At 72.8% G+C, this 24803-nt stretch carries 24 protein-coding genes; 17 read left to right on the top strand and 7 right to left on the bottom strand.

From position 1 onward, the window contains the following. From HHX30_RS00555 to HHX30_RS00545, 3 genes are read left to right on the top strand one after another with little or no spacing between them, the layout of a single operon-like run. Window positions 1–1146 (top strand): thiolase family protein, encoded by a 1146-nt coding sequence (locus HHX30_RS00555; RefSeq protein ID WP_169978261.1) that lies wholly within the window; start codon window positions 1–3, stop codon window positions 1144–1146. Next, window positions 1147–1821 (top strand): energy-coupling factor ABC transporter ATP-binding protein, encoded by a 675-nt coding sequence (locus tag HHX30_RS00550; protein WP_169978259.1) that lies wholly within the window; start codon window positions 1147–1149, stop codon window positions 1819–1821. After that, on the top strand, window positions 1818–2423 hold the full coding sequence (locus HHX30_RS00545) for an energy-coupling factor transporter transmembrane protein EcfT (protein ID WP_169978257.1): 606 nt from the start codon (window positions 1818–1820) through the stop codon (window positions 2421–2423). Before HHX30_RS00550 ends, HHX30_RS00545 begins: the two co-directional genes overlap by 4 nt. A gap of 18 nt (window positions 2424–2441) precedes the next feature. On the opposite strand, the gene HHX30_RS00540 is transcribed toward HHX30_RS00545, so the two are convergent. From HHX30_RS00540 to HHX30_RS41130, 3 genes are read right to left on the bottom strand one after another with little or no spacing between them, the layout of a single operon-like run. After that, window positions 2442–3581 carry an inositol monophosphatase family protein gene (locus HHX30_RS00540; protein ID WP_169978255.1) on the bottom strand — a complete coding sequence of 380 codons (1140 nt, stop codon included), beginning with the start codon at window positions 3579–3581 and terminating at the stop codon, window positions 2442–2444. Then, entirely contained in the window at window positions 3578–4003 is a 426-nt protein-coding gene (locus tag HHX30_RS41135) for a hypothetical protein (RefSeq protein ID WP_249349512.1), read from the bottom strand. Before HHX30_RS41135 ends, HHX30_RS00540 begins: the two co-directional genes overlap by 4 nt. Before the next feature lie 3 nt (window positions 4004–4006). Next, entirely contained in the window at window positions 4007–4357 is a 351-nt protein-coding gene (locus HHX30_RS41130) for a hypothetical protein (RefSeq protein ID WP_249349511.1), read from the bottom strand. A 224-nt stretch (window positions 4358–4581) separates the two neighbouring features. On the opposite strand from HHX30_RS41130, the gene uvrB reads away from it, so the two are divergent. The 3 genes from uvrB to HHX30_RS00520 all read left to right on the top strand — a co-directional run bounded on the left by uvrB (window position 4582) and on the right by HHX30_RS00520 (window position 8762). Continuing rightward, complete coding sequence (gene uvrB, locus HHX30_RS00530) at window positions 4582–6693, top strand: excinuclease ABC subunit UvrB (RefSeq protein ID WP_211591417.1); 2112 nt, start codon at window positions 4582–4584, stop codon at window positions 6691–6693. A gap of 497 nt (window positions 6694–7190) precedes the next feature. Continuing rightward, entirely contained in the window at window positions 7191–7733 is a 543-nt protein-coding gene (locus HHX30_RS00525; protein WP_169978253.1) for a hypothetical protein, read from the top strand. A gap of 423 nt (window positions 7734–8156) precedes the next feature. Next, window positions 8157–8762 (top strand): DUF4126 domain-containing protein, encoded by a 606-nt coding sequence (locus HHX30_RS00520; protein WP_169978251.1) that lies wholly within the window; start codon window positions 8157–8159, stop codon window positions 8760–8762. Window positions 8763–8810: 48 nt separating this feature from the next. Here HHX30_RS00520 and HHX30_RS00515 read toward each other — a convergent pair whose 3' ends face one another. Further along, window positions 8811–9398 carry a Uma2 family endonuclease gene (locus HHX30_RS00515; protein ID WP_169978248.1) on the bottom strand — a complete coding sequence of 196 codons (588 nt, stop codon included), beginning with the start codon at window positions 9396–9398 and terminating at the stop codon, window positions 8811–8813. A 100-nt stretch (window positions 9399–9498) separates the two neighbouring features. Then, on the bottom strand, window positions 9499–10200 hold the full coding sequence (locus tag HHX30_RS00510; RefSeq protein ID WP_169978246.1) for an acyltransferase: 702 nt from the start codon (window positions 10198–10200) through the stop codon (window positions 9499–9501). Between the two features lie 156 nt (window positions 10201–10356). Here HHX30_RS00510 and HHX30_RS00505 point away from each other — a divergent pair, with 156 nt between their 5' ends. From HHX30_RS00505 to HHX30_RS00465, 9 genes are all read left to right on the top strand, one after another. Next, complete coding sequence (locus tag HHX30_RS00505; protein ID WP_169978244.1) at window positions 10357–12027, top strand: CTP synthase; 1671 nt, start codon at window positions 10357–10359, stop codon at window positions 12025–12027. Beyond that, complete coding sequence (locus HHX30_RS00500; protein WP_311921897.1) at window positions 12024–12665, top strand: NUDIX hydrolase; 642 nt, start codon at window positions 12024–12026, stop codon at window positions 12663–12665. Before HHX30_RS00505 ends, HHX30_RS00500 begins: the two co-directional genes overlap by 4 nt. Window positions 12666–12700: 35 nt before the next feature. Further along, on the top strand, window positions 12701–13627 hold the full coding sequence (locus HHX30_RS00495) for a site-specific tyrosine recombinase XerD (RefSeq protein ID WP_311921896.1): 927 nt from the start codon (window positions 12701–12703) through the stop codon (window positions 13625–13627). Window positions 13628–13726: 99 nt separating this feature from the next. Beyond that, window positions 13727–14614 (top strand): ParA family protein, encoded by an 888-nt coding sequence (locus HHX30_RS00490; protein ID WP_142557039.1) that lies wholly within the window; start codon window positions 13727–13729, stop codon window positions 14612–14614. A gap of 28 nt (window positions 14615–14642) precedes the next feature. Further along, window positions 14643–15518 carry a ScpA family protein gene (locus tag HHX30_RS00485; RefSeq protein WP_169978242.1) on the top strand — a complete coding sequence of 292 codons (876 nt, stop codon included), beginning with the start codon at window positions 14643–14645 and terminating at the stop codon, window positions 15516–15518. Between the two features lie 99 nt (window positions 15519–15617). After that, complete coding sequence (gene scpB / locus HHX30_RS00480) at window positions 15618–16271, top strand: SMC-Scp complex subunit ScpB (protein WP_169978240.1); 654 nt, start codon at window positions 15618–15620, stop codon at window positions 16269–16271. Further along, window positions 16271–18205, top strand: coding sequence for a pseudouridine synthase (locus HHX30_RS43095; protein WP_169978238.1), 1935 nt, complete (start codon window positions 16271–16273; stop codon window positions 18203–18205). The genes scpB and HHX30_RS43095 overlap by 1 nt, the downstream gene beginning before the upstream one ends. Before the next feature lie 117 nt (window positions 18206–18322). Beyond that, window positions 18323–18682: a chorismate mutase gene (aroH, locus tag HHX30_RS00470; RefSeq protein ID WP_142645137.1), complete on the top strand. Its 360-nt coding sequence runs from the start codon at window positions 18323–18325 to the stop codon at window positions 18680–18682. Window positions 18683–18796: 114 nt separating this feature from the next. Beyond that, a complete protein-coding gene (locus tag HHX30_RS00465; protein WP_169978236.1) occupies window positions 18797–19891 on the top strand; it encodes a prephenate dehydrogenase in 1095 nt (364 codons plus the stop codon). Here the strand turns inward: HHX30_RS00465 and HHX30_RS00460 are convergent. Both HHX30_RS00460 and HHX30_RS00455 read right to left on the bottom strand, forming a co-directional pair. Further along, the gene (locus HHX30_RS00460; RefSeq protein ID WP_169978234.1) at window positions 19848–21254 is read right to left on the bottom strand and encodes an MFS transporter; all 1407 of its coding nucleotides are present in this window, start codon (window positions 21252–21254) and stop codon (window positions 19848–19850) included. The genes HHX30_RS00465 and HHX30_RS00460 overlap by 44 nt on opposite strands. Next, a complete protein-coding gene (locus tag HHX30_RS00455) occupies window positions 21251–22357 on the bottom strand; it encodes a MerR family transcriptional regulator (RefSeq protein ID WP_169978232.1) in 1107 nt (368 codons plus the stop codon). The genes HHX30_RS00460 and HHX30_RS00455 overlap by 4 nt, the downstream gene beginning before the upstream one ends. Window positions 22358–22570: 213 nt before the next feature. Here HHX30_RS00455 and cmk point away from each other — a divergent pair, with 213 nt between their 5' ends. Beyond that, window positions 22571–23218, top strand: a complete 648-nt coding sequence (cmk, locus tag HHX30_RS00450) for a (d)CMP kinase (protein ID WP_169979661.1) — start codon at window positions 22571–22573, stop codon at window positions 23216–23218. Between the two features lie 142 nt (window positions 23219–23360). Beyond that, window positions 23361–24791 carry a ribosome biogenesis GTPase Der gene (der, locus tag HHX30_RS00445; protein WP_169978230.1) on the top strand — a complete coding sequence of 477 codons (1431 nt, stop codon included), beginning with the start codon at window positions 23361–23363 and terminating at the stop codon, window positions 24789–24791. The last annotated feature ends 12 nt before the right edge of the window (window positions 24792–24803 follow it).

Below are 24803 nucleotides of genomic sequence, written 5' to 3'. Positions count from 1 at the left end.
ATGGACGAGCAGGCGGTCGTCGTGGCGGCCCGCCGCACTCCCATCGGCACCGCCGGCCACGCGTTCCGGGCCCTGACGGCCGACCGGCTCGCCGCGCCCGTCGTCGAGGCGGTCGCCCGCGACGTGGCGCACCTCGGCGTCCCGGTCGACGACGTGGTGCTGGGCAACTGCACGGGACCCGGGGGCAACCTGGCCCGGGTCTGCGCGCTCGCCGCCGGGATGGGCCACGAGGTGCCCGGCGTCACCGTCGACCGGCAGTGCGGCAGCGGTCTCGCGGCGATCCTGCTGGCCGCCCAGGCGGTGCGCTGCGGTGACGCGGACCTGGTCGTCGCCGGGGGCGTGGAGAGCGCCTCGACCGCGCCGCTGCGGGCGCACCGGCACGAGGGTGAGCCGGCTGTGCCGTACGGGCGGGCGCCGTTCGCCCCCGAGGGACACCCCGACCCGGACATGGGTCCGGCCGCCGAGGCGCTCGCCGGCGCGCGCGGCGTGACCAGGCAGCGCCAGGACGCGTACGCCTGCCGGAGCCACGCGCGGGCGCTGGCCGCCCGGGAGGCCGGCCGGTTCGCGCGCGAGATCGTCCCGATCGGCGGCCGGGTGGACGACCAGCGCCCGCGCGTGCTGCGGGCGAATTCGCTGGCCCGGCTGCCCGCCGCGTTCGTGCCGGGGGGTACGGTGACGGCCGGCAACTCCTCCCCGATCAGCGACGGGGCCGCGGCCGTCGCGGTCGTGCCCGAACGGCTGCGCGCGGCGGCCGGTCTGCCCGGTCTGCGCCTGCTGGCGGGCGCCGTCGCGGGCTGCGACCCCGCGCTGCCCGGGTGGGGACCGGTGCCCGCCGTACGGCGGGTGCTGCGGCGGGCCGGGGCGGACCTGGAGAGGGTGGCGGCGGTGGAGATCGTGGAGGCGTTCGCGGCGCAGGTGCTCGCGGTCACCGACGCGCTCGGCCTCGATCCCCTCGGCGCGGACTCCGAGCGCGTGTGCGCCGACGGCGGCGCGCTGGCCCTCGGCCACCCCTGGGGCGCGAGCGGCGCCGTGGTGGTGACCCGGCTGTTCAGCCGGCTGGCGGGGGCGCCGAAGGGGACTTTGGGCCTGGCGGCGGTCGCGGTCGGCGGCGGTCTCGGGATCGCCGCCCTGTTCGAGGTGGTGTGAGTGATCCGGCTGGAGGACGTCCATGTGCGGCTCGGGCAGCGGGAGGTGCTGCGCGGCGTCACGGCCTCGCTGACCGAGCGCCGCGTGGGCGTGGTCGGGGCCAACGGCTCGGGCAAGAGCACGCTCGCGCGCCTGATCAACGGGCTGGTCCTGCCGTCCTCGGGCACCGTGACCGTGTCCGGGCTCGACACCCGCCGCCACGCGGCCCGCATCAGGCGCGGCGTGGGGTTCCTGTTCACCGACCCGGACGCGCAGATCGTGATGCCCACGGTGGCCGAGGACGTGGCCTTCTCGCTGCGCCGCAAGGGGCTGGCGCGCGAGGAGGTCGAGCGCCGGGTGCGGGAGGTCCTGGAGAGGTACGGCCTGGCGGAGCACGCCGACCATCCCGCCCACCATCTGTCCGGCGGCCAGAAGCAACTGCTCGCCCTCTGCTCGGTCCTGGTGCTCGAACCGGAGATCCTGGTCATGGACGAGCCGACCACGCTGCTCGACCTGCGCCACTCCCGGCAGGTCGCGGCGCTGCTGCGGGACCTGCCGCAGCAGGTGGTCGTGGTCACCCACGACCTCGCGCTGCTGGAGGACTTCGACCGTGTGCTCGTGATCGACGAGGGGCGGGTCGTCGCCGACGCCGATCCCGCCGCCGCGATCGGCCACTACCGGAAGACGATGGCGTGACCGGGCTCACCGGCGCCTACGTGCCGGGCGGATCGATCCTGCACCGGCTGCCCGCCGGCGCCAAGCTCGCCGGGCTCGCCGTGTCCTGCACCGCGCTCCTGCTGCTGCGCTCGCCCGCCGCGCTGGCGGGCGCCGCGGCCGCCGTGGTGCTGCTGTACGCCGTGTCCGGGGTCGGCGCCGCGGCCGCCTGGGCGCAGGTGCGGCCCGTCCGCTGGTTCGCCGTGGCCCTGTTCTGCGTGCAGCTGGTCTTCGCCGACCTGCCCGCGGCGGCGTCCTCCACGCTGCGCGTCGTGCTCGCCGTCGCCCTGGCCGGACTGGTCACGCTCACGACGCGCACCGGCGCGCTCATGGCCTGCCTGGAGCGCTGCCTCGCCCCCGTCAGGTTCGCCGGGCTGGACCCGTTCCGCCTGTCGCTGCTGCTGTCCCTCACGCTGCGCAGCGTGCCGGTGATGGCGGACCTGGTCACCCGGGTGCGGGACGCCCAGCGCGCCAGAGGGGTCGAGCGCAGCGCGCGCGCCTTCGCCGTCCCGCTGGTGGTGGGCGCACTGCGGCACGCCGACGCGCTGGGCGAGGCGCTCGCCGCGCGCGGCCTCGACGACTGACCCCGCGCTGGCGGCGAGTCAGAGCGGCGGCAGGGCGGACGCGAGGCGGCGGGCCTCGGCGACCAGGTCGAGCCCCTCCGCGCGGTAGCCGATCATGCCGTCGATGTCGCCGCGGGCGAGCATCGCCCAGCACAGCAGCGGGGCCCAGAGCTGGAGCACTCGCCGGGCGCGGGCGTCCATCGTCATCTTCAGCGACCGCGCCGCCGGGTCCCGCCGGGAGACCCCGTGGCCCTGCGTCCAGGTCAGCACCGGCCCGTGCGGGAGCTCCCGGCGCGGCGGCCCGGTCAGCGGTCCCGCCGGCCCGCGGGCCCCCGCTCCGGCGACGGCGGACCAGGTGCGGCCGGACAGCGGCTCGTGGACGACCCCGAGCACCGGGCGGCCGCCCGCGCACAGCGCCAGGCCCACGACGTACGCCGGGAGACCGATCGCCACGTTGTTCGTGCCGTCGAGGGGATCGACGAGCCAGGTCCACCCGCCGTCCGCCAGGTCGCCGTCGTGGGCGCCCGACTCCTCGGCCACGATCCGGTGGGAGGGGAACTCGGCCCGGATGCGGTCGAGGATCGGCTTCTCGGCGGCCAGGTCGAGGTCGGTGACGACGTCGCCCGACCCGCCCTTGGCGTGGACGGCGACCGCTCCCGGCGCGCTCTCGCGCAGCACGGCCCCGGCGGACAGGGCGGCCTCGCCGTCCTCGGGGATGACGCTGCTGCGGAAGGCGCCCGCGGCGAGCGTGTAGGTCTCCCCGGCGCCGAACAGCTCGGCGCGTCCCGGGGCGTACGCGACGGTCCTGGGGGTGGGGCGGACGACGTCGCCCGACGGCGTGCTGACCACTTCGAAGACGCGGTGGGTGGGAGACCGCGAGGTGTCGGTCACGACGGCGTGGACGTTGCGCACCTGGCCGTACAGGACGTGGCTGACCAGGTCCCAGCTGTGGCAGTGGACCTGCGAGGTGGTGCTGCGGGCGCGCCGCGCGGCGGCGGTCCACACGTGCACGCACACCCCGAGGTCTCCCTCGCGGACCAGCGGCAGGCAGAGGAACCCCAGCGGGTGCCGCACGCCCCGCACCTGCGAGCCGCCCACGGCGATGTCCCCGAGCACGCCGAGAGCCCACTCGCGGGCGTCCCCGCCGGCGAGTGCGTCGAGCACGTCCCGGTACCTCATGGCGCGTACGGGTCCTTGGCGCGAAGCGCCTTGCGGGTGACCTCGACGACGTCCCGGTCGGTGAACGACTTGGGCAGCGGGAGGCCGACGCGGTCGAACAGCCTGCGGACCTCCTCGACGGTCGGCTCGTCGCTCAGCGGCACCGACCGGTACCGGTCGATCGCCACGCGCCGGGCCTGCTCGAAGCTCGTGCGCAGCTCGGTGCCGCAGCTCTCGTAGAAGAACGAGCCGCTGAAGGCGATGATGGCCCGGTTGGGGTCCTCGGACGTCATGATCAGGGCACGGCCCGACATGTCCCAGCGGAAGGTCGTCATCACCGGCGACAGCCCCACCGCGATGTCGAGCAGGCCGTACCGCTGGCGGTACCAGAACGCGGCCAGGACGCTCGCGTACGACTCCTTCCTCGCCCGGTCGGCGTCCACACCTCACCGGTTCCGTCGGGCCGGTCCGACAGCGACCTGCGGTAGTGCGCGTAGCCCTCGCACACCGCCTCGTCCGTCGGGTCGATGATCTCCAGGCGGACCGTGAGGTGCCGTTTCTCGCGCCGCGCGGCGGCCACGCACTCGCGCGGTCGCGACCAGGGCCAGCACGACCAGGGTGGTGCCGCTGACGAGCTGCGACTTCACCTTGTCCGGGATCACGTCGTCGGGCAGCACGCCGAGCACGCCCACCGCTACGGCCAGCACGAGGGCGATGGCCCCGTCGACGTTCTTGGCCGCCCACGCGAGTGATTGGCCGACGGCATTCCGCAACCCCGCCATGGTCAGCCCCGCCATCCCGTCAGTGTCGGCCCCCGGCTGGAATCGTAACTACAGGGTCATGATCCGGCCAAGGGGCGGCCATGGGCGGGCCGCGAGCCTTCGCGGGCGAGGAGCGGAGCGGGTATCGGGACCGGAATTGTCGGTCGCCGCGCGTAGGTTATGGAGGTGAACCGGAGCGGACGTCGCACACCTCTGCGTCCCGCGCCGGTGGACGGGGCGAGTGAGGAGCTGAGCGGGCGATGACATCCATGATGGACCTGAAGCGCAAGGTCGCGCCCTTCGAGGTCGTCACCGACATGACGCCGTCCGGCGACCAGCCCACGGCGATCGCGGAGCTGGAGCGCCGGGTCAGGGCCGGGGAGAAGGACAGCGTCCTGCTCGGTGCGACCGGCACCGGCAAGACCGCGACGGTCGCGTGGCTGATCGAGCGGGTGCAGCGCCCGACGCTGGTCATGCAGCCGAACAAGACGCTCGCCGCCCAGTTCGCCAACGAGCTGCGCGAGATGCTGCCGAACAACGCGGTCGAGTACTTCGTGTCGTACTACGACTACTACCAGCCCGAGGCGTACGTCCCGCAGAGCGACACCTACATCGAGAAGGACTCCTCGATCAACGAGGAGGTCGAGCGGCTGCGCCACTCGGCGACCTGGTCGCTGGTGTCGCGCCGCGACGTGGTGGTGGTCGCCTCCGTCTCCTGCATCTACGGCCTGGGCACGCCGCAGGAGTACGTCGACCGGATGGTCGGGCTCAAGGTCGGCCAGCAGATCGAGCGCGACCAACTGCTGCGGCGGCTGGTCGACATGCAGTACACCCGCAACGACCTCGCCTTCACCCGGGGCACGTTCCGGGTGCGCGGCGACACGGTCGAGGTCATCCCGGTCTACCAGGAGCTGGCCGTCCGCATCGAGATGTTCGGCGACGAGATCGAGAAGCTGGCGACGCTGCACCCGCTGACCGGCGAGGTCGTCGGCGAGGACGACGAGCTGCACATCTTCCCCGCCTCCCACTACGTGGCCGGCCCCGAGCGGATGGAGCGGGCCATCGCCGGCATCGAGGCGGAGCTCGCCGAGCGGCTCGCCGACCTGGAGCGGCAGGGCAAGCTGCTGGAGGCCCAGCGGCTGCGCATGCGCACCACCTACGACATCGAGATGATGCGCCAGGTCGGCACCTGCGCCGGGATCGAGAACTACTCGCGGCACATCGACGGCCGCGAGGCGGGCACCGCGCCCCACACGCTGCTCGACTTCTTCCCCGACGACTTCCTGCTGGTGCTGGACGAGTCGCACCAGACTGTCCCCCAGATCGGCGCGATGTACGAGGGTGACGCCTCGCGCAAGCGGACGCTGGTCGACCACGGGTTCCGCCTGCCGTCGGCGATGGACAACCGCCCGCTCAAGTGGGAGGAGTTCCTGGAGCGCATCGGCCAGACCGTCTACCTGTCCGCGACGCCCGGCCCGTACGAGCTGGGCCGCAGCAAGGGCGACGTGGTGGAGCAGGTCATCCGCCCCACCGGCCTGGTGGACCCCGAGGTGATCATCAAGCCCACCAAGGGGCAGATCGACGACCTCATGGAGGAGATCCGCGCCCGGGCGGAGCGGGACGAGCGGGTCCTCGTCACCACCCTGACCAAGAAGATGGCCGAAGACCTCACCGACTACCTGCTCGACAACGGCATCCGGGTCCGCTATCTGCACAGCGAGGTCGACACGCTGCGCCGCATCGAGCTGCTGCGCGAGTTGCGCATGGGCGAGTTCGACGTGCTCGTCGGCATCAACCTGCTGCGTGAGGGCCTCGACCTGCCCGAGGTGTCGCTGGTGGCGATCCTCGACGCCGACAAGGAGGGCTTCCTCCGCTCGGAGACCTCGCTCATCCAGACGATCGGCCGCGCGGCCCGCAACGTGTCCGGCCAGGTCCACATGTACGCCGACAAGATCACGCCTAGCATGGAGCGGGCGATCGAGGAGACCAACCGGCGCCGGGCCAAGCAGATCGCCTACAACGAGGCGCACGGCATCGACCCGCAGCCGCTGCGCAAGAAGATCGCCGACATCCTGGACAGCCTCGTCCGTGAGGACGCCGACACCGCTCAGCTTCTCGGCGGCGCCGGGCGGCAGCAGTCGCGGGGCAAGGCACCGGTGCCGGGGCTCGCGTCGCGGGGCGCGGGTCAGCACGCGAAGGCGATCGCGGGGGAGATGCCCCGTGCCCAGCTCGAGTCGCTGATCGAGTCGCTGACCGAGCAGATGCACAACGCCGCCGCCGATCTGCAGTTCGAGGTGGCGGCCCGGTTGCGCGACGAGATCAAGGAACTCAAGCGGGAGGTCCGCGACATGCGCGAGGCCGGCGTGAAGTGACGGCGCGGCGACCGTGCGGTCACCGCACAAGGACCCGCGCGGGAGCGCGGCGAGCGCTCCTGACCTGGCGGTGATCGCGCGGTAAGCGCGCCAAGCCGTGACCGCCCGGACCCACCGGTCCGGGCGAGTCTCCATGGCCGGGCGGTGACCCGCAGCACCGCCCATAACCCTGTGAGACCGTCGGGGTCCGCCAGGCCCGCGAGTCGCGCGGGCGGCACATCCTCGGGCCGGCGCCCATGCGGCCGAATTTCAACCCGATTCCGGTGAATCGTGCGCTTAAACCGCCGGTGGGTGAAGTGCGCAATTTCGCCGTTTTCGACAACGTGGCGGAAAACCGCCGGCTGCGAGGAGATGGGCGGGGTGCGGGCTCCGAATGCGGTTGACCTGGACTGTCGCGGGGAAGGCATTCGCTGGCGCGTGGATCCGCGCGTTATGGGAGTAGCTCGATTGGAGCGGCTCCGACCGGGCGAATTCGTCTGTGACAAATCGGGGAAATCATGCGTTCGACGACCAACGCGTCAGGGCCTGCCGTTCGCCTCGCACTCGCCGTCGGATCGGTGACCGCGCTCCTCGCCGGTTGCGGCGAGGCTCCGGCGCGCTCGTTCGCGGCGGTGCCGGTGAACCGGCCGGTCACGCTCGTCCCGGTCTCGTCCAGCCCGCCCGCGACGCCCGCACCGTCGCCGGCGGCCGGCGTGCCGGCGACACCGGGCGACTTCGCCGGCTGCCGGGACGGCGACTGCGAGGCGCGGGTGCGTGCGGGGGACACCATTCCCATCGACCCGGGGCTGGGCGTGGACGAGATCTCCGTGGTGGGCCTGCGGGGAGACGCCGCCAGAATCGCCTTCACCGGCACCTCGACGGTCGTCGACGGCGCGAACACCAGCATCAGCCGGAGCTGTTACAACGACCGCTGCCGGGTCAGGGGTGCGTTGACGATCAGCACCAGCAGGCCGGGCCGCATCGGCGACGTCGGACTGCGACTCACCCGGGTAGAGGGCGACAGCGCCTTGTTGGTGCTCCAGCCAGCCGCTGGCGAGTAGTGATTCCACGAGTTCCCAAGGGCGCGACTGCGCGCAGGCCCGGCGGTATCACCGTATCGACGCATCCCGCGCCGACCGGCGGCGGCGATACGGGGGAAACGCGGTCACGACTGGTCCGGAGACCTTGGCCTTTCGCGAAAGTAGCGTGCGGTACGCGCCATTTCGCCATCTCGGGCCGGCAGCCACGACGCGGAGCGTGAACGCCGTGGGGTGGGCGGCAAACCGGTGGCCGGTCTCCGTGGGCCCGGCCCAGCCCGGCATTTTCCGGCGGAGGTCCCCGGCCCCCGCCTGCCCGCCGGCCGCGCCCCGGCTCAGGCCCGAGAGTGTCGCAAGCCCGATTCGCGGTAGTAGCCGGGGACACGGCGCCGGGGCCGTCCGTTGACGGGAAGGCGGGACCGTCCCGCCGGCCGGAGGAGGTTGCCGATGTTCGCGGCGCTCACCGGGCTCGGACTGTCGACCGCGGCCGGGCTCAACGCGTACATCCCGTTGCTGCTCGTCGGCGTGCTCGCGCGGCTCACCGACGCCGTGCGGCTGCCGCACGAGTACGCGTGGCTGTCCGACACCTGGGTCCTCCTGATCGTCGCCGTGCTGCTGGTCGCCGAGTTCGTCCTCGACAAGGTGCCGGTGGTCGACCACGTCAACGACATGATCCAGACAGCGGTACGCCCCGCCGCGGGCGGCGTGGTGTTCAGCGCCACGGCCGCGGCGGAGCGGCTGGACGAATCGACGTGGATGGCCGAACATCCGGCGGTCGGCTGGCTGCTGGGGATCGCGGTCGCCCTCGCCGTGCACGTGGTCAAGGCCACGGCCCGGCCGGTGGTGAACGCCACGACGGTGGGTGTGGGGGCGCCGGTTGTCAGCACGGCCGAAGACGTGGGCTCGCTCGGCATGAGCCTGATCGCGATCTTCCTGCCCGTCCTGGTGGTGGTGGCGCTGGCCGTGCTGGCGTTCACGGCCTGGCGGCTCATCCGCAGGGTGCGGCGCTACCGGGCGGCCCGCCGCGCCCGGGCCGCCGCGCCGCCCGGCTGACGGCGGGGTACGGCACCGGAGCCTCGGGCCGACGCTCTGCAGGTCGGATCAGCCGAGGAACCGGCTCAGGTCCAGGTCGATGTCAACGTCGAAGCCGACGTAGGTCGCGAGGCGCTTTCGGTGGATCCCGGTCGGCACGTACGCCTTCACGCTCGGCTCCAGTTCGAACGTGTACGCGACCGGCTCCTGGTCCTCCAGTTCTATTCGCCAGAGATATCTGATCCCGGCGTCCGAGTACTTGATCGGCTTGGTTGTGCGGTCCCGCTCCTCCGAGTCGGGCGACACGACCTCGACGACGAGGTGGACCTCCTCGGGGCGGTAGGAGGTTCTCTGTAGATCGGAGACTGCCTCCCTGTTGACGACGAGGACGTCCGGTTCCGGCCGCTGCCGCAGGCCCAGAGTTATGGACATCTCTCTGGCGACCGCGAGATGACCCGGCGGCCGAATCCCGCGCTCGCGGTCGACCAGCAGGTTGACCATCAACATATGAAAGTTGGTCTGGGGAGACATCATGATGAGAGACCCATCGATCAGCTCGACGTGCGCGGGGGCGTCAGGGGGAAGGTGGTCGAGCATGTCGGCGGTCCATCCGCCCGGCGGACCGGGATAGAACCACTCGGGGAAAGCCGCAGTCATCCGGTGTCCTCCTCTCCCTAGGGCGATCACTCGTCATGACAATCCTGCCACCCACCGTAGTCATAGGCGACTCATTCTCAGGAAGGTCGCCGGCGCTCGGTCAGGCCGTACGTGACTCGTGCTCGGCGCAGGGGCGGGGGCGGGGGTCGGCGGGGAGGGGGGAGGCGCGGCGGGCGGCCGAGGGGCTGTGCCAGCCGAGGTCGGGGGAGTGCCGCCGGACGACCTTGGCGGGGACCCCGGCGATCACCGAGTGGTCGGGGAACTCGCCGCGCACCACGGCGCCGCCGGCGACCACCGACTGGCGGCCGATCCGCGTCCCCGGCAGGATGATCGCCCCCGTTCCGATCCAGGACCCCGAGCCGATGGAGACCGGCTTGTTACGCGGCCACTGCCGTCCGATGGGCGTCTCGGGATCGTCGTACACGTGGTTCTGGTCGGTGATGTACACGTAGGGGCCGGTGAAGACGTCGTCGCCGATGTCGATGGACTGGTGGCCGACGATGTGGCTGCCTCTGCCGATCGAGCAGCCCCGGCCGATCCGCACGATCGAGTCGGGTCCGAGATCCACGCCCGGGCCCATGCCCGCCGAGATCGACACCCGCTCTCCGACGAGCGTGTGCGGGCCGATCTCGATCCACTGCTCCCCGAAGATGGCGCCCTGCGGGAAGGAAAGGCACACTCCCTCGCCCATGCTGCGGAACCGGTAACCGCCCGGGACGGCCGGGCTGATCGCCGCGGCCTCCCGCACGTAGGCCCACCCCCGGTGGACCAGACGGCCGACGGCGCGCTTCACGAACGACATAACGCGACAAGTTACCGTTAGGTCGGCTTGTCCGCTATGGCAGGTTAGCGCACGTGGCAAGCCCAATGTTGCCCAGCGTTTGATATTCTGAGAGCCCGTGGGCATCGCGGCGTCCAATCCGGACGGCCGGATCGACATCGACCACGGGAGCTCTTCTTGCGCAGCGCCGCACAAACCAAGCATCTGTTCGTCACCGGCGGCGTCGCCTCCAGTCTCGGCAAGGGACTCACGGCCTCCAGCCTCGGTCGTCTCCTCAAGCTTCGCGGCCTCCGCGTCACGATGCAGAAGCTCGATCCCTACCTGAACGTCGACCCCGGCACGATGAACCCCTTCCAGCACGGCGAGGTGTTCGTCACCGACGACGGCGCCGAGACGGATCTCGACATCGGCCACTACGAGCGCTTCCTCGACACCGAGCTGCACGGCTCCGCCAACGTGACGACCGGTCAGGTCTACTCGAACGTGATCGCGAAGGAGCGCCGCGGCGAGTACCTGGGCGACACCGTCCAGGTCATCCCGCACATCACCAACGAGATCAAGGACCGCATCCGGGGCATGGCCGGCCCGGACGTCGACGTGGTCATCACCGAGGTCGGCGGCACCGTCGGGGACATCGAGTCGCTGCCGTTCCTGGAGGCCGTCCGGCAGGTCCGCCACGAGGTCGGCCGCGACAACGTCTTCTTCCTGCACGTCTCACTCCTGCCGTACATCGGCCCGAGCGGCGAGCTGAAGACCAAGCCCACGCAGCACTCGGTCGCGGCGCTGCGCAGCATCGGCATCCAGCCCGACGCGATCGTGCTCCGGTCCGACCGCCCGGTGACCAACGCGATCAAGCGGAAGATCAGCCTGATGTGCGACGTGGACGAGGACGCCGTCGTCTCGGCGATCGACGCCGCCTCGATCTACGACATCCCCAAGGTCCTGCACGCCGAGGGGCTCGACGCGTACGTGGTGCGCCGGCTCGGCCTGCCGTTCCGCGACGTGGAGTGGACCGAGTGGGACCAGCTCCTGCGCCGGGTGCACCGCCCGGCCAAGGAGGTCACGATCGCGCTGGTCGGCAAGTACATCGACCTGCCCGACGCGTACCTGTCGGTCACCGAGGCGCTGCGCGCGGGCGGCTTCGCCAACGACGCGCGCGTCAACATCCGCTGGGTCAAGAGCGACGACTGTGAGACCCCCGAGGGCGCGGCCCGCGAGCTGGACGGCGTCGACGGCGTGCTGATCCCCGGCGGCTTCGGCGTGCGCGGCATCGAGGGCAAGGTCGGCGCCGTACGGCACGCCCGCGAGCAGCGCGTCCCCCTGCTCGGCATCTGCCTCGGCATGCAGTGCATCGTCATCGACGCGGCCCGCAACCTGGCCGGGATCGAGGACGCCGACAGCACCGAGTTCGACGCCGAGACGATCAACCCGGTCATCTCGACCATGGCCGACCAGAAGGACGTCGTCGCCGGTGAGCGCGACATGGGCGGCACCATGCGGCTCGGCCTCTACCCGGCCAAGCTCGTGGAGGGCTCACTGGCCCGCCGCCTGTACGGCAAGGCCAAGGTGGAGGAGCGCCACCGGCACCGCTACGAGGTGAACAACGCCTACCGTGAGCGGCTGGAGAAGGTCGGCATGGTGTTCTCCGGCCTGTCGCCAGACGGCCGCCTCGTCGAGTACGCCGAGCTGGCCACCGACCAGCACCCGTTCTTCATCGGCACGCAGGCCCACCCGGAGTTCCGCTCCCGCCCGACCCGGTCGCACCCCCTGTTCAAGGGGCTGGTCCAGGCCGCCCTCGAGTACGCGGGCCGGCGCGAGAACGTGGCGAAGGCGGGGCGGGCCAAGTGACGGCGGACAACACGCCGGAGCACACGGTGAACGTGGAGGACACCGAGGAGTCCTGGAACGTCGTCGCCTCCGCCGAGCGCTTCGCGGGGCGGATCATCACCGTGCGCACCGACACGGTGGAGATGCCGGGCGGGGTGACCGCCGACCGCGACTACGTCGTCCACCCCGGCTCGGTCGCGGTCCTCGCCCTCGACGGCGAGGACCGGGTGCTGCTGATCCGCCAGTACCGGCACCCCGCGCGCCGCCTGCTGTGGGAGCTGCCGGCCGGCATCCGCGACGTGCCGGGCGAGCCGCTGGTGGAGTGCGCGGCGCGCGAGCTCGCCGAGGAGGCCGCCTACCGGGCGCGTACGTGGCACACGCTGGTCGACCTGCGCACCTCCCCGGGCATGTCGGACGAGCGGATCCGGGTCTTCCTGGCCCGCGACCTGGAGCCGATCCCCGACGAGGAGAACACGTACGTGCGCCACCACGAGGAGACCGACATGCCGGCGGCCTGGATTCCGCTGGGTGCGGCGGTCGACAAGGCCCTGAGCGGAATGATCCACAATTCTCCTGCGGTCGCCGGTATCCTCGCCGCGTACGCTGCTTCCGCCGACGGATTCAAGGGCCTTCGACCCGCCGACGCGCCGGAGGCATGAGTCCGTAGGGAGACGTCCTGAGCGAGCCCGAGGCGGTGCTGTCCAGCTACCTCGCCCATCTGGCGGTGGAGCGGGGGCTGTCTGCCAACACGCTCGCGTCCTACCGTCGCGACCTGCGCCGATACCTCGAGCACCTGCGGGCGCGCGGGCTCGAGACGTTCGCGCAGGTCGCGGAGGCGGACGTGGTCGCCTTCCTCGCCGCGCTCCGGGAGGGCGACGAGGACCACCCGGCGCTGGTCGCGAGCTCCGCCGCCCGCGCCGTGTCGGCCGTACGCGGGTTGCACCGCTTCGCCCTGCGCGAGGGCGTGGCGGGTCACGACCCCGCGCACGAGGTGCGCCCGCCGCGCCAGCTCCGGCGGCTGCCCAAGGCGATCACCGTCGCGGAGGTCGAGCGGCTGATCGCCGCGTGCGGCCCGGAGGACTCGCCGCTCGCCCTGCGCAACCGCGCGCTGCTGGAGGTCCTGTACGGCACGGGCGCCCGGATCTCCGAGGCTGTGGGGCTGGCGGTGGACGACGTGCCCACGGGACCGGCCCACGAGGAGGACCACGACCAGGACCAGGTGCGGCTGCGCGGCAAGGGCGGGCGGACCAGGATCGTGCCCCTCGGCCGTTTCGCCCGCAAGGCGCTTGACGCGTACCTGGTCAGGGCGAGGCCCAGGCTGGCGGCGCACGGCCGGGGGACGCCCGCGCTGTTCCTCAACGCGCGGGGCGGACGGCTCACGCGGCAGGGCGCCTGGGAGGTGCTGCAGGCGGCGGCGGAACGAGCCGGACTATCCGGTGTATCGCCGCATATGTTGCGGCATTCGTTCGCAACCCACCTCCTGGACGGAGGCGCCGACGTTAGGGTTGTCCAGGAGCTGCTCGGCCACGCCTCGGTGACCACCACCCAGGTGTACACGCTGGTGACGGTCGACAAGCTCCGGGAGGTCTACGCGGCGGCACATCCCCGCGCCTTGCACTGAACACGTGCATCTCGGCGGCCTTTGGCGCGCCGCCTTGCCGACCACGTGCCGACCCTTTAGATTCGATCAGGTTCGAGGGCCGTCAGGGAGGACCAACAGGTGACTGCGACCACAGAGGGGACGTGGGTGGGGGCTCCCGGCGCGATCGGGCCTACCGGCCGTCCCCGTCCGGTGTTCCCCGAGCCGACACCGCCGGAGTCCCACGGGCCCGCGCGCATCGTCGCGATGGTCAACCAGAAGGGCGGCGTCGGCAAGACGACGACCACGATCAACCTGGGCGCCGCGCTCGCCGAGGTCGGCCAGCGGGTGCTGCTCGTCGACTTCGACCCGCAGGGCGCGCTGTCGGTCGGTCTCGGCATCGACCCCCGGCCGCTCGAGGCGACGGTCTACGACCTCATCATGGAGGAGCCCGACGTCACGGTCGAGGACGTGCTGATCGACACCACCGTCGAGGGCATGCAGCTCCTGCCGAGCAACATCTTCCTGTCCGGCGCGGAGATCCGGCTGGTCAACGAGGTCGCGCGGGAGTACGCCCTGCAGCGGGCGCTCGAGCCCCTGCTGCCGCACTACGACATCTGCCTGATCGACTGCCAGCCGTCCCTCGGCCTGCTCACGGTCAATGCGCTGACCTGCGCGCACAGCGTGATGATCCCGCTGGAGTGCGAGTTCTTCGCGCTGCGCGGCGTCGCGCTGCTGATGGAGTCGATCGGCAAGGTCCAGGAGCGGCTCAACAAGAACCTGGAGATCGACGGCCTGCTCGCCACGATGTACGACCCCCGGACGCTGCACGCCCGTGAGGTGCTGCAGACGATCATGCAGGGCTTCGGCGACAAGGTGTTCCACACCGTCATCAACCGGACGGTCCGCTTCCCTGACGCCACCCTGGCGGGGGAGCCGATCACGCAGTTCGACCCCGGCTCGATGGGCGCCACCGCCTACCGCGAGCTGGCCCGCGAGCTGCTGGCCAGGTGGCCCGCCCGCGTCTGACCCCGCGGGGCCGCGACGGTAGGGGACAATGGCAGGCGTGACGACCGGCCAGGAGATCGACCAGGGGAGCGAGGAGAGCGCGCCGAGCGGCTTCCAGGTGCACCTGGACGTCTTCGAGGGGCCGTTCGACCTGCTGCTCGGGCTGATCTCCAAGCACAAGCTGGACATCACCGAGGTGTCCCTGCACAAGGTCACCGACGAGTTCATCGCGTACATCCGGTCGCGGGGGCCGGAGTGGGACCTCGACCAGACCAGCCACTTCCTGCTCGTCGCGGCGACCCTGCTCGACCTCAAGGCGGCGCGGCTGCTGCCCACCGGAGAGGTGGAGGACGAGGAGGACCTCGCCCTGCTGGAGGCCCGCGACCTGCTGTTCGCGCGGCTGCTGCAGTATCGGGCGTACAAGGAGGTCGCGAAGGTCTTCGCCGGCCGGATGGCCGAGGAGGCGCTGCGCTTCCCGCGCGCCGTGCCGATGGAGAAGCGCTTCGCCGACCTGCTGCCGGAACTCGTGCTCGGCATCGGGCCAGAACAGCTCGCCAAGATCGCGGCGCGGGCCTTCACGCCGAAGGCTCCGCCGTCGGTGTCGGTCTCGCACATCTATCAACCGCTGGCGAGCGTCCGGGAGCAAGCCGCTATCCTTGTCGAGCGGCTGAGGCGGCTGCACACGGCGACCTTCCGGGCGCTGACCGCCGACTGCGCGGGGACGTTCGAGGTCGTCGCCCGCTTCCTGGCCGTCCTGGAGCTGTTCCGGGAGGCCGCGGTCTCCTTCGAGCAGGTCGAACCGCTCGGCGACCTGTACGTCACCTGGACGGGCACCGACGACGGCGATGTCACGGTCGGCGACGACTACGACGAGGGCCGGCGCGAGGAGCGGCCCGCCGAGGCGGACGCGGCACGGGACGAGTGAGGCGGGACCACCCCGTCACACCGCCGCGCCACACGCCGAGGCGGCGCGGGGCCGACGGCGGCGGCAGAGACGGAACCACCGCACGACGAGCGAGGAGCGATGGAAGCGAGCGACATCCCCCGTTCCGGCGACGACCCCGGCGCCGGACCGCCCGCCGGGCGGCGGGATCAGGCGTTGGAAGCCGCAGAGCCCGGTGGGGACGGGACGGCGGAGGGACCCTCGCTCATCGCCGCGCTAGAAGCGATCCTGATGGTGGTGGACGAGCCGGTCGCCGAGGTGACCCTCGCGCAGGTGCTCGAACGCCCGACGATGGAGGTCGCCGCCGCCCTTCGCGCGCTGTCCGAGGAATACACGGCCTCCGGCCGGGGTTTCGACCTGCGGGAGGTGGCCGGAGGCTGGCGCTTCTACACCCGTGCGGATTGTGCCGCGCTGGTGGAGAGGTTCGTCAGGGACGGCCAGCAGGCGCGGCTGACGCAGGCCGCGCTGGAGACCCTCGCCGTGGTCGCCTATCGGCAGCCGGTCAGCCGGGCCCGGGTGGCGGCGGTGCGCGGCGTGAGCAGCGACGGCGTCATGCGGACGTTGGTCGCACGCGGCCTCGTGGAAGAGGCCGGCACCGACCCGGAGAGCCAGGCCGTGCTCTACCGGACGACGAGTTACTTCCTGGAGAGACTGGGGCTGCGGAGCCTCGACGAGCTACCCGAACTCGCCCCCTTCCTCCCGGACGACGTGGAAATTCTTGAGGAGCAGAAGTAGTGAACAACAGGCGTGGCACCCCGTCCGGTGAGGGACGCGGTCGGAGCCGGAGCACCGGTCAGCAGGGCGCGAGCGCGCGTGGATCCCGCGGTGGATCCGGCGGCTTCCGCCCCCAGGACGACCGGCGCGGCGGTTCCCGCGTCCCTGGTTCCCGGTCCGGGTACGGGTTCGACTCCAGGTCCGACAGATCCGACAGGTCCGACAGGTCCGACAGGCCGGACTCTCGGCGGTTCCGCGACGAGGACGCCCCGCGCGGCGGCCGGTACGGCGACGGCCGCACCGGCGACGCACGCGACGACCGTCCCCGCGGCCGTCAGGGTGACACCGGTCGCCAGGGTGACACGGGTCGTCAGGGTGACACCGGCCGGCGCGACGCGCGTTCCGGCGGCGAGCGGTATCGCGACGACGCCCGCGCCCCCTTCAGGTCCGAGCGGGACGGCTCCCGCGCCCGCTACGGCAGGCCCGAGGGCGGCCGTTCCGGCGACCGCGGCTTCAACCGTGAGGGCGGCCGCGGTTTCGACCGTGAGGGCGGCCGCGGTTCCGAGCGCGGTTTCGACCGTGATCGCGGTTTCGACCGTGATCGCGGCTCCGGCCGGGAGCGCGGCGGGCGGGACGGCTACTCCGCCGAGCGGCCCTCGTTCCGCACCGAGGGGGCCGGTTCCCGTGGCCGTTACGGCAGGCCCGAGGGCGGCCGGGATCGGCTGCGCGACCGCGACGGCGGCTACGAGACGTCCCGTGAGGGGCGTGCGGCCGGACGGCCGGCCTTCCGCGACGAGGAGCGTGGCGGCGGCAGGACCGGCGATCGCGACAGCTATGGCAGCCGGAGCTTCGGCGGCGACCGCGCGCCCCGGCGTGACGACCGCGACGGCCGGAGCCACCGTGACGACCGCCAGGTGGGCGGCGACCGTGAGGCGCGCGGCGCGCGGCCCGGGCGCGGCGACTACCGCGCGGGGCGCGACGGCGGCAGGGGCCGGGCGAGCCGCGACGAGGTGCAGACGATCGGCCGCCTGGGCGGCGGCACGCGTGGCCGGTCCGGCGGCGCGGGAGCGGGCGCGGGCTCACGGAGCGCGGCCCGGCCCGCCGGCGGTCCCAAGCGTGCCGGCGTGGGCGGCCCGGTGGGCAACCCGTTCAAGACTGCCCGGCAGCCGCTTCGCGACCCGGACTTCTACGACGAGAACTACACCGACGAGCGCGACACGACCGAGGTGCCGGGCGGCGAGCGGCTGCAGAAGGTGCTCGCCCAGGCCGGGGTGGCCAGCCGCCGGGCCTGCGAGGAGATGATCGGCGACGGCCGGGTGACCGTGGACGGCCAGACGGTGCGCCGCTTCGGCGCCCGCGTCGACCCCGCCAAGCAGGTCATCCGGGTCGACGGGAAGCGCATCCCGACGTCGTCCGACACCGTCTACTACGCGCTCAACAAGCCGATCGGCGTGGTGAGCACGATGGACGACCCCGAGGGCCGGCCGTGCCTGAACGACTACGTGCAGGATCTCGCGCCCCGGCTGTTCCACGTGGGGCGGCTCGACACCGAGACCGAGGGCCTGCTGCTGCTGACCAACGACGGGGAGCTCGCCCACCGGCTGACCCACCCGAGCTACGGCGTGCAGAAGAAGTACTGGGCCAAGGTGCCCGGCCCCGTCGCGCGCGACCTGCACAAGGTGCTGCGCAAGGGCGTGGAGCTGGAGGACGGGCTCGCCAAGGTGGACGAGTTCCGGGTGGTGCAGGAGCACGGTCAGCAGGCGCTGGTCGAGGTCGTCCTGCACGAGGGCCGCAAGCACATCGTCCGGCGGCTCATGGAGACGGTCGGGCACCGGGTGATCGACCTGGCCCGCATCGAGTTCGGCCCGGTCAAGCTCGGCCGGCTCAAGCCGGGGACCATTCGTGCGCTCACCGTGCAGGAGATCGGTGAGCTGTACGCGGCGGTCGGACTGTAGCCTTTCCGCGCGGCGGGCGAAAGTCGCAAGTCGAGCAGAATTGGCTAAAAGCGTGTAGATGGGCCGGACTCGTCCTCTCGGGGAGAGACCGGCCCGTCCCAGCGAGAGGGGAACGACATGGTGCGGGCGATTCGCGGAGCCATCCAGGTCGACGGCAACGATCGCGACGCGATCCTCGCCGGGACGACCGAGTTGGTGACCGAGGTGATGGGGCGCAACAACCTCACGACCGACGACGTCATCAGTGTGATCTTCACGTGCACGCCCGACCTCACCGCCGAGTTCCCCGCCCTGGCCGCGCGCAAGCTCGGGTTCCACGACGTGCCCCTGCTGTGCGCGACCGAGATCGACGTGCCGGGCGCGCTCCCGCGCGTGGTGCGGCTGATGGCCCACGTGCAGACCGACCGCCCCCGGCAGGAGATCCAGCACGTGTACCTGCGCGGCGCCGCCGCGCTGCGCGTGGACATCGCCCAGTAGGCGTCCCCCGCGGGACCGGGCCGGAACGACGGGTCCGAGCACCATCTCCATCCACCCACGACACATCCGTCGCAGGACAGCGTGTCCGAGGACGGCGACGGCAGGAAGAGCACGATGACTCCCATCGAGGATGCCGGGATCGGCAGTGTGGTCGTTGTCGGGACGGGCCTCATCGGCACGTCGATCGCACTGGCGCTGCGGCAGCGGGACGTGCGGGTCTTCCTGGCCGACCGGGACGCGGGAGCCGCACGGCTGGCGCGTGAGCTGGGCGCGGGGGAGGACTGGACCGGTGAGCGGCGGGTGGACCTCGCGGTCGTCGCGGTGCCGCCCCAGTTCGTCGCGCAGCAACTGCTCGATCTGCAGAAGCGCGACAGCGCCCGCGTCTACACCGACGTGGCGAGCGTGAAGGCGCTGCCGCTGGCCCAGGCCGCCCAACTGGGCTGCGACCTGTCGTCGTACGTCGCGGGGCACCCGCTCGCGGGCCGCGAGCGGTCCGGCCCGGCGGCGGCCCGCGCGGACCTGTTCCTCGGCCGTCCGTGGGCGTACTGCCCGACGGACGAGGCGTCCCCGCGGGCGGTGGCCGCGGTGGAACGGCTGATCTCGTTGTGCGGCGGCAACGCCGTGCGGGTGGACGCGGCCGAGCACGACCGCGCCGTCGCGGTCGTCTCGCACGCCCCGCACGTGACGGCCGCCGCGGTGGCGGCCCGGCTGGCCGAGGCGTCGGAGACGGCGCTCGGGCTGTCGGGGCAGGGCGTGCGCGACGTGACCCGCATCGCCGCCAGCGACCCGTCGCTGTGGACGGGCATCCTCGAGGGCAACGCGCTGCCTGTCGCCGAGGTGCTGGAGGCGCTCGTCGCCGACCTGAGCGCCGCCGCCCGGTCGCTGCGCGCGCTGGCGGGCGACGGCGCCGCATTGGAGCAGGTCACCGACCTCCTGTCGCGCGGCGTGCGGGGGACCGGCAGGATCCCCGGCAAGCACGGCGGCCCGGCGCGGACGTACGCCGTGGTCCAGGTGCTCATCGGCGACCACCCCGGCGAGCTGGCCCGCCTGGTCCAGGCCGCCGGCGAGACGGGCGTCAACATCGAGGACATCCGCCTGGAGCACGCCACCGGGCTGGAGCTCGGCGCGGCCGAGCTGTACGTCCGGCCGGAGGCGGCGGAGACCCTCACCGAAGGCCTGCGCGAGCGCGGCTGGCAGGTGCCGGGCTGACCCGGTCTCCCGGTGCGGCCGGTGACGTCCGTGCGGCCACCGGCCCTGGGGTGACAGCGGGGGCGGAATCGGGGGCGGTGTAACGGCGCAGGCCGGGGATCGCCCAGGCGATCGCCGCCACGGAGGCAACGGTGAGCAGTCCGCCCGCGCAGATCACGACGCGCGGGCCGTACACCGCTCCGGCAGCGCCATGCAGCAGGTTCGCGATCTGCGGCCCTCCCACCAGCACCACGGTGAGCGCGCCCTGGACGCGTCCGCGAACGGCGTCGCCGGTGTGCGTCTGCACGATCGTGGTGCGGAAGGTGCTGAGAACGAAGTTGACCGCGCCGCCGAGCACGAGCGCCGCCAGCGCGACCCACAGCTCGGCGGCCAGGCCGACGAGCACGACGGCGATCCCCCACGCGACGGCGGCGCCCGCCACGAGGGCGCCGTGGCGCCGGGCGTGGGTGAACGTGCCCGACAGCAGCCCGGCCGCGAAGACCCCGGCCGGGTAGGCCGCGTAGAGCAGCCCCGTCTCCGGGCCGCCCCCGGCCGCGCCGCCGAAGACGTGCCGGGCCAGCTCGGGATACAACGCCGAGGGCATGCCGAAGACCATGGCCGCGAGGTCCACGGCCAGCACCGCCACCAGCAGCCGGTCGGCCGCCAGGTGGCGGAACCCGGCCGGCGTCCGGCGGGCCACCGAGGAGCCTCGGCCGCCGTCCGCCGCGCTCGCCGCGCTCGCCGTGCTCTCGGGGGGAGGCGGAGGCAGCGGCGGCAGCATGGCGACGGCCCACACCACGGCGAGCAGTGCGACGGCGTCGAACAGGTACAGCATGCCGAGCCCGACGACCGGGACCAGCACCCCGGCGAGCATCGGCCCCAGGACGGACCCGCCGTAACGGACCAGCGAGCTGAGGCTGTTGGCCGCCGGCAGCAGCTCGGCCGGGACGAGGCGGGGCACGATGGCCCCCGTCGTCGTCATGACCATCCCGTAGGCCGCCCCCTGGAAGGCCACCGCCACCAGCAGGACGGGGACGGAGCGGCCGCCCAGAGTCGCCTGGACCCACAGCGCGGCGTACGTCAGCGCCAGGCAGAGGTCGGCGGCCAGCAGCACCGTCCGCCGGTCCATCACGTCGGCGAGTGCGCCGCCGCACAGCGCCGCCGCGACCAGCGCGGCGAACGACACCCCCGCGGCGGCTCCCACGGCCGCCGAGGAGCCGGAGATTGTGAACAGCTGCGTCGGCACCGCGACCACGCTGAAGGACCCGCCCACGGCACAGATCACCGAGGCGACCCACATCCGCCGGAACGCCGGGATGGCCAGCGGCCGGCGGTCGACGCCGAAAGTCCGGGAACGGGGCGGCCGCACCGTCGTGGCGCTCATCGCGGGGTCCCGCCCGCCGCGCACTCCTCCTCCGCCACCACGTCGGCGACCACGCAGGCGACGTTGTCGGGGGCTCCCGCGGCGTACGCGAGGTCGATCAGCTCGTCGACCGCCTGCCGCGGGCCGCCGGAGCCGGCGAGCGTCTCGCGCAGCACGCCGGCCGGCACGACTCCCGGCAGCCCGTCCGAGCAGAGCAGGTACCGGTCGCCGGGGGCGGCGTCGTGCGTCGACAGGTCCGGCGGGGAGGCTCCCGTGCCGGTCAGCGCGCGTACCAGCAGCGAGCGCCGCGGGTGGGAGACGGCCTCCTCCGGGGTGAGCCGGCCCTGGTCGATCAACGACTGCACGTAGGTGTGATCGTCGGTCAGCTGGAACAGGCCACCGTCGCGGAGCAGGTACGCCCGGCTGTCGCCGACGTGCACCAGTCCCAGCCGCGCCCCGGACCACACGAGCGCGGTCAGCGTGGTGACCACCTGACCCGACGGGGTCGAGGCGGCGACGTCCCGGATCGCGCGCTCGGCGTCGCCGACGGCGTCGGCGAGCGCGCCGAGCAGGTCCTCGGGGGGCGGGGACAGGGTCCGCAGGCGCTTGAGCGCGTCGACGGCCGCCGCGGCGGCGCGGTCCCCGCCCGGGCCGCGCATCCCGTCGGCCACCGCCAGCAACCGGTCGCCGGCGTACGCGACGTCCTCGTTGCTCGTCCGCACCCGTCCCGGCTCCGACCGGGCGGCGTGACGGATCCCCAGCGTGGTCGTGGTGTCCTCCACGGCGCCGTCCCTTCCCGAAAGGTGATCGACGAGGAAGGCGGCGAGCCGGCCGCGGGCCGCCGTCTCGGCGGTGACCTGCCGCCAGTAGGCCGCCACCGCCTCGGCCGCGTCCGGCGCGGGCAGGCCGCACACCTGCCGGATGCGTGCCAGCGGCATGCCGAGCCGCCGCAGCCAGGCGATCAGACGGGCCTGCTCCAGCTGGCCGGGGTCGTAGTAGCGGTATCCCGACTCGCCGTCCACCGCGGCCGGGCGCAGCAGCCCGAGCTCGTCGTACAGCCGCAACGCCTTGGGCGACAGCCGGGCGGCCCGCGCGAACGTCCCGATGGTCAGCAGTTCCCCCACGGCTCCTCCTCGTCCCGGCCGTCATGGCCGGTGCGACGATGCTGGGGCTTCACCCAGGGGCAAGGTCAACACGGGCCCGGACCCGGGCGTGGATCGATCGCGCGGGAAGCCCTGTCCGGCCGCCGATGCACGCTTTCCGGCCTTATCCCGGTAGCCTCGGGGACGACGATTCGAAGGGGAGAAGGAGAGCCGGTGTCGGGTCTGGTCGTCGCCATGGACGGTCCCTCGGGATCGGGCAAGTCGAGTGCCTCGCGAGGCGTCGCGCGGGCGCTGGGCCTGCGCTACCTCGACACGGGCGCCATGTACCGCGCGGTCACCTGGTGGATGCTCCAGCGGGGTGTGAACCTGGAGGACGCCGCCGGGATCGCGGCGAGGTCCGCCGAGCCCGCGCTGGCGATGGGCACCGACCCCGACGCGCCGGGCGTCACCGTGGACGGTGTCGACGTCAGCGGGCCGATCCGCGGCGCCGAGGTGACCGGCGCGGTGTCGGCCGTGAGCGCCGTGCCCGAGGTCCGCCGCCGCCTGGTGGCCCTGCAGCGGGAGATCATCGCCGAGTCCCTCCCCGGCGGGGGGATCGTGGTCGAGGGCCGCGACATCGGCACCGTCGTCGCACCGGACGCGCCCGTCAAGATCTACCTGACGGCGAGCGCCGACGCCCGCGCCCAGCGCCGTACGGCCGAGCTGGACGGGACGACCGTGGAGGCGCAGAAGGCCGCGATGGCCCGGCGCGACTCCATCGATTCGACGCGCAAGGCCGATCCGCTGGCGAAGGCCGCGGACGCGGTGGAACTGGACACGACGCCGCTGGACCTGGACGAGGTGATCGCCGAGGTGCTCCGGCTGGTCAAGGAGCGGGTCTGACGCCCGCACGCCCCGCCTGACCGCCCCCGGCGCCGCGCGCCGCGTTCCCGGAGGAACGCCCGGGGTGGGCCACGCGGTGCGACATACGAACGAGCCCGGCCCAGGAGACGGTCCGCGGCCGGGGAGAACGGAAGAGCAGCCGATGAGGCAGGGTATGGACGTGACGGGGGAGTACGACGAGGACGAGGGCGGCTGGATCGAGGCCGAGCTCGCCGAGCTTTCCGCCGAGGAGGCGGAGCGGGAGCCCGATTCGGGCCCGCTGCCGGTCGTCGCCGTGGTGGGGCGCCCCAACGTCGGCAAGTCGACGATGGTCAACCGCATCATCGGCCGTCGTGAGGCGGTCGTCGAGGACGTGCCGGGCGTGACCCGCGACCGGGTCACCTATGAGGCGACCTGGCGGGGCCGGCGGTTCACGCTGGTCGACACCGGCGGCTGGGACCCGGACGCGACCGGCATGGCCCTGCGCATCGCCGAGCAGGCGCAGATCGCGGCCGAGCTGGCCGACGTGATCCTCTTCGTGGTGGACGCGAGCGTCGGGGTCACCGACTCCGACGAGGCCGTCGGCGCGGTCCTGCGCCGCTCGGGCAAGCCGGTCGTGCTGGCCGCCAACAAGGTCGACAACCAGCAGATGGAGCTGGAGGCGAGCGGGCTGTGGTCGCTCGGCCTGGGCGAGCCGCACCCCGTCTCGGCCCTGCACGGCCGCGCCAGCGGAGACCTGCTCGACGTGGTGCTCGACGCGCTGCCGGAGACGCCGCCGCAGACGTTCGGCGTGCAGCGGGGCCCGCGCAGGGTCGCGCTGTTGGGCAAGCCCAACGTGGGCAAGTCGTCGCTGCTCAACAAGCTCGCCGGGGAGGAGCGGGTGCTGGTCGACCCGATGGCCGGCACCACCCGCGACCCGGTGGACGAGCTGGTCGAGCTGGGCGGCACGACGTACCGGTTCATCGACACCGCGGGCATCCGGCGGCGCGACCGCGAGCTGAAGGGCGCCGACTTCTACGCGGCTGTGCGTACGCGGGCCGCGCTGGAGCGGGCGGAGGTCGCGGTCGTGCTGATCGACGCCTCCGAGGTGCTGACCGAGCAGGACCTGCGGATCATCGGCCTGGTCATCGAGTCGGGCCGGGCGATGGTGGTCGCGTTCAACAAGTGGGACCTGGTCGACGAGGACCGGCGCTACTACCTGGAGAAGGAGATCGACCGGCAGCTCGTCCGCACGCCCTGGGCGCTGCGGGTGAACATCTCGGCGAAGACCGGCCGCCACGTCGAGAAGCTCGCACCGGCCATCGAGCGGGCCCTGGATTCGTGGGGCACGCGGGTGCCGACGGCCCGGCTCAACCAGTTCTTCACCGAGCTGGTGCAGGCCACTCCGCCGCCGGTGCGCGGGGGCCGGCAGCCGAAGATCCTTTTCGCCACCCAGGCGTCCACGGAGCCGCCGAAGTTCGTGCTGTTCACCTCGGCGTTCCTGGAGGAGACCTACCGGCGTTTCCTCGAGCGTCGCATCCGCGAGGAGTTCGGCTTCGCGGGTTCGCCGATCGAGGTGACGATGAAGATCCGGGAGAAGCGCAAGAAGAAGTGACCCCGGCCGGGC

It is taken from the genome of Microbispora sp. H10836, from assembly GCF_012999525.1.
GTDB lineage: Bacteria > Actinomycetota > Actinomycetes > Streptosporangiales > Streptosporangiaceae > Microbispora.
The sequence above is the reverse complement of the archived record's forward strand: the minus strand, read 5'-3'. Positions and strand labels throughout refer to the sequence as shown.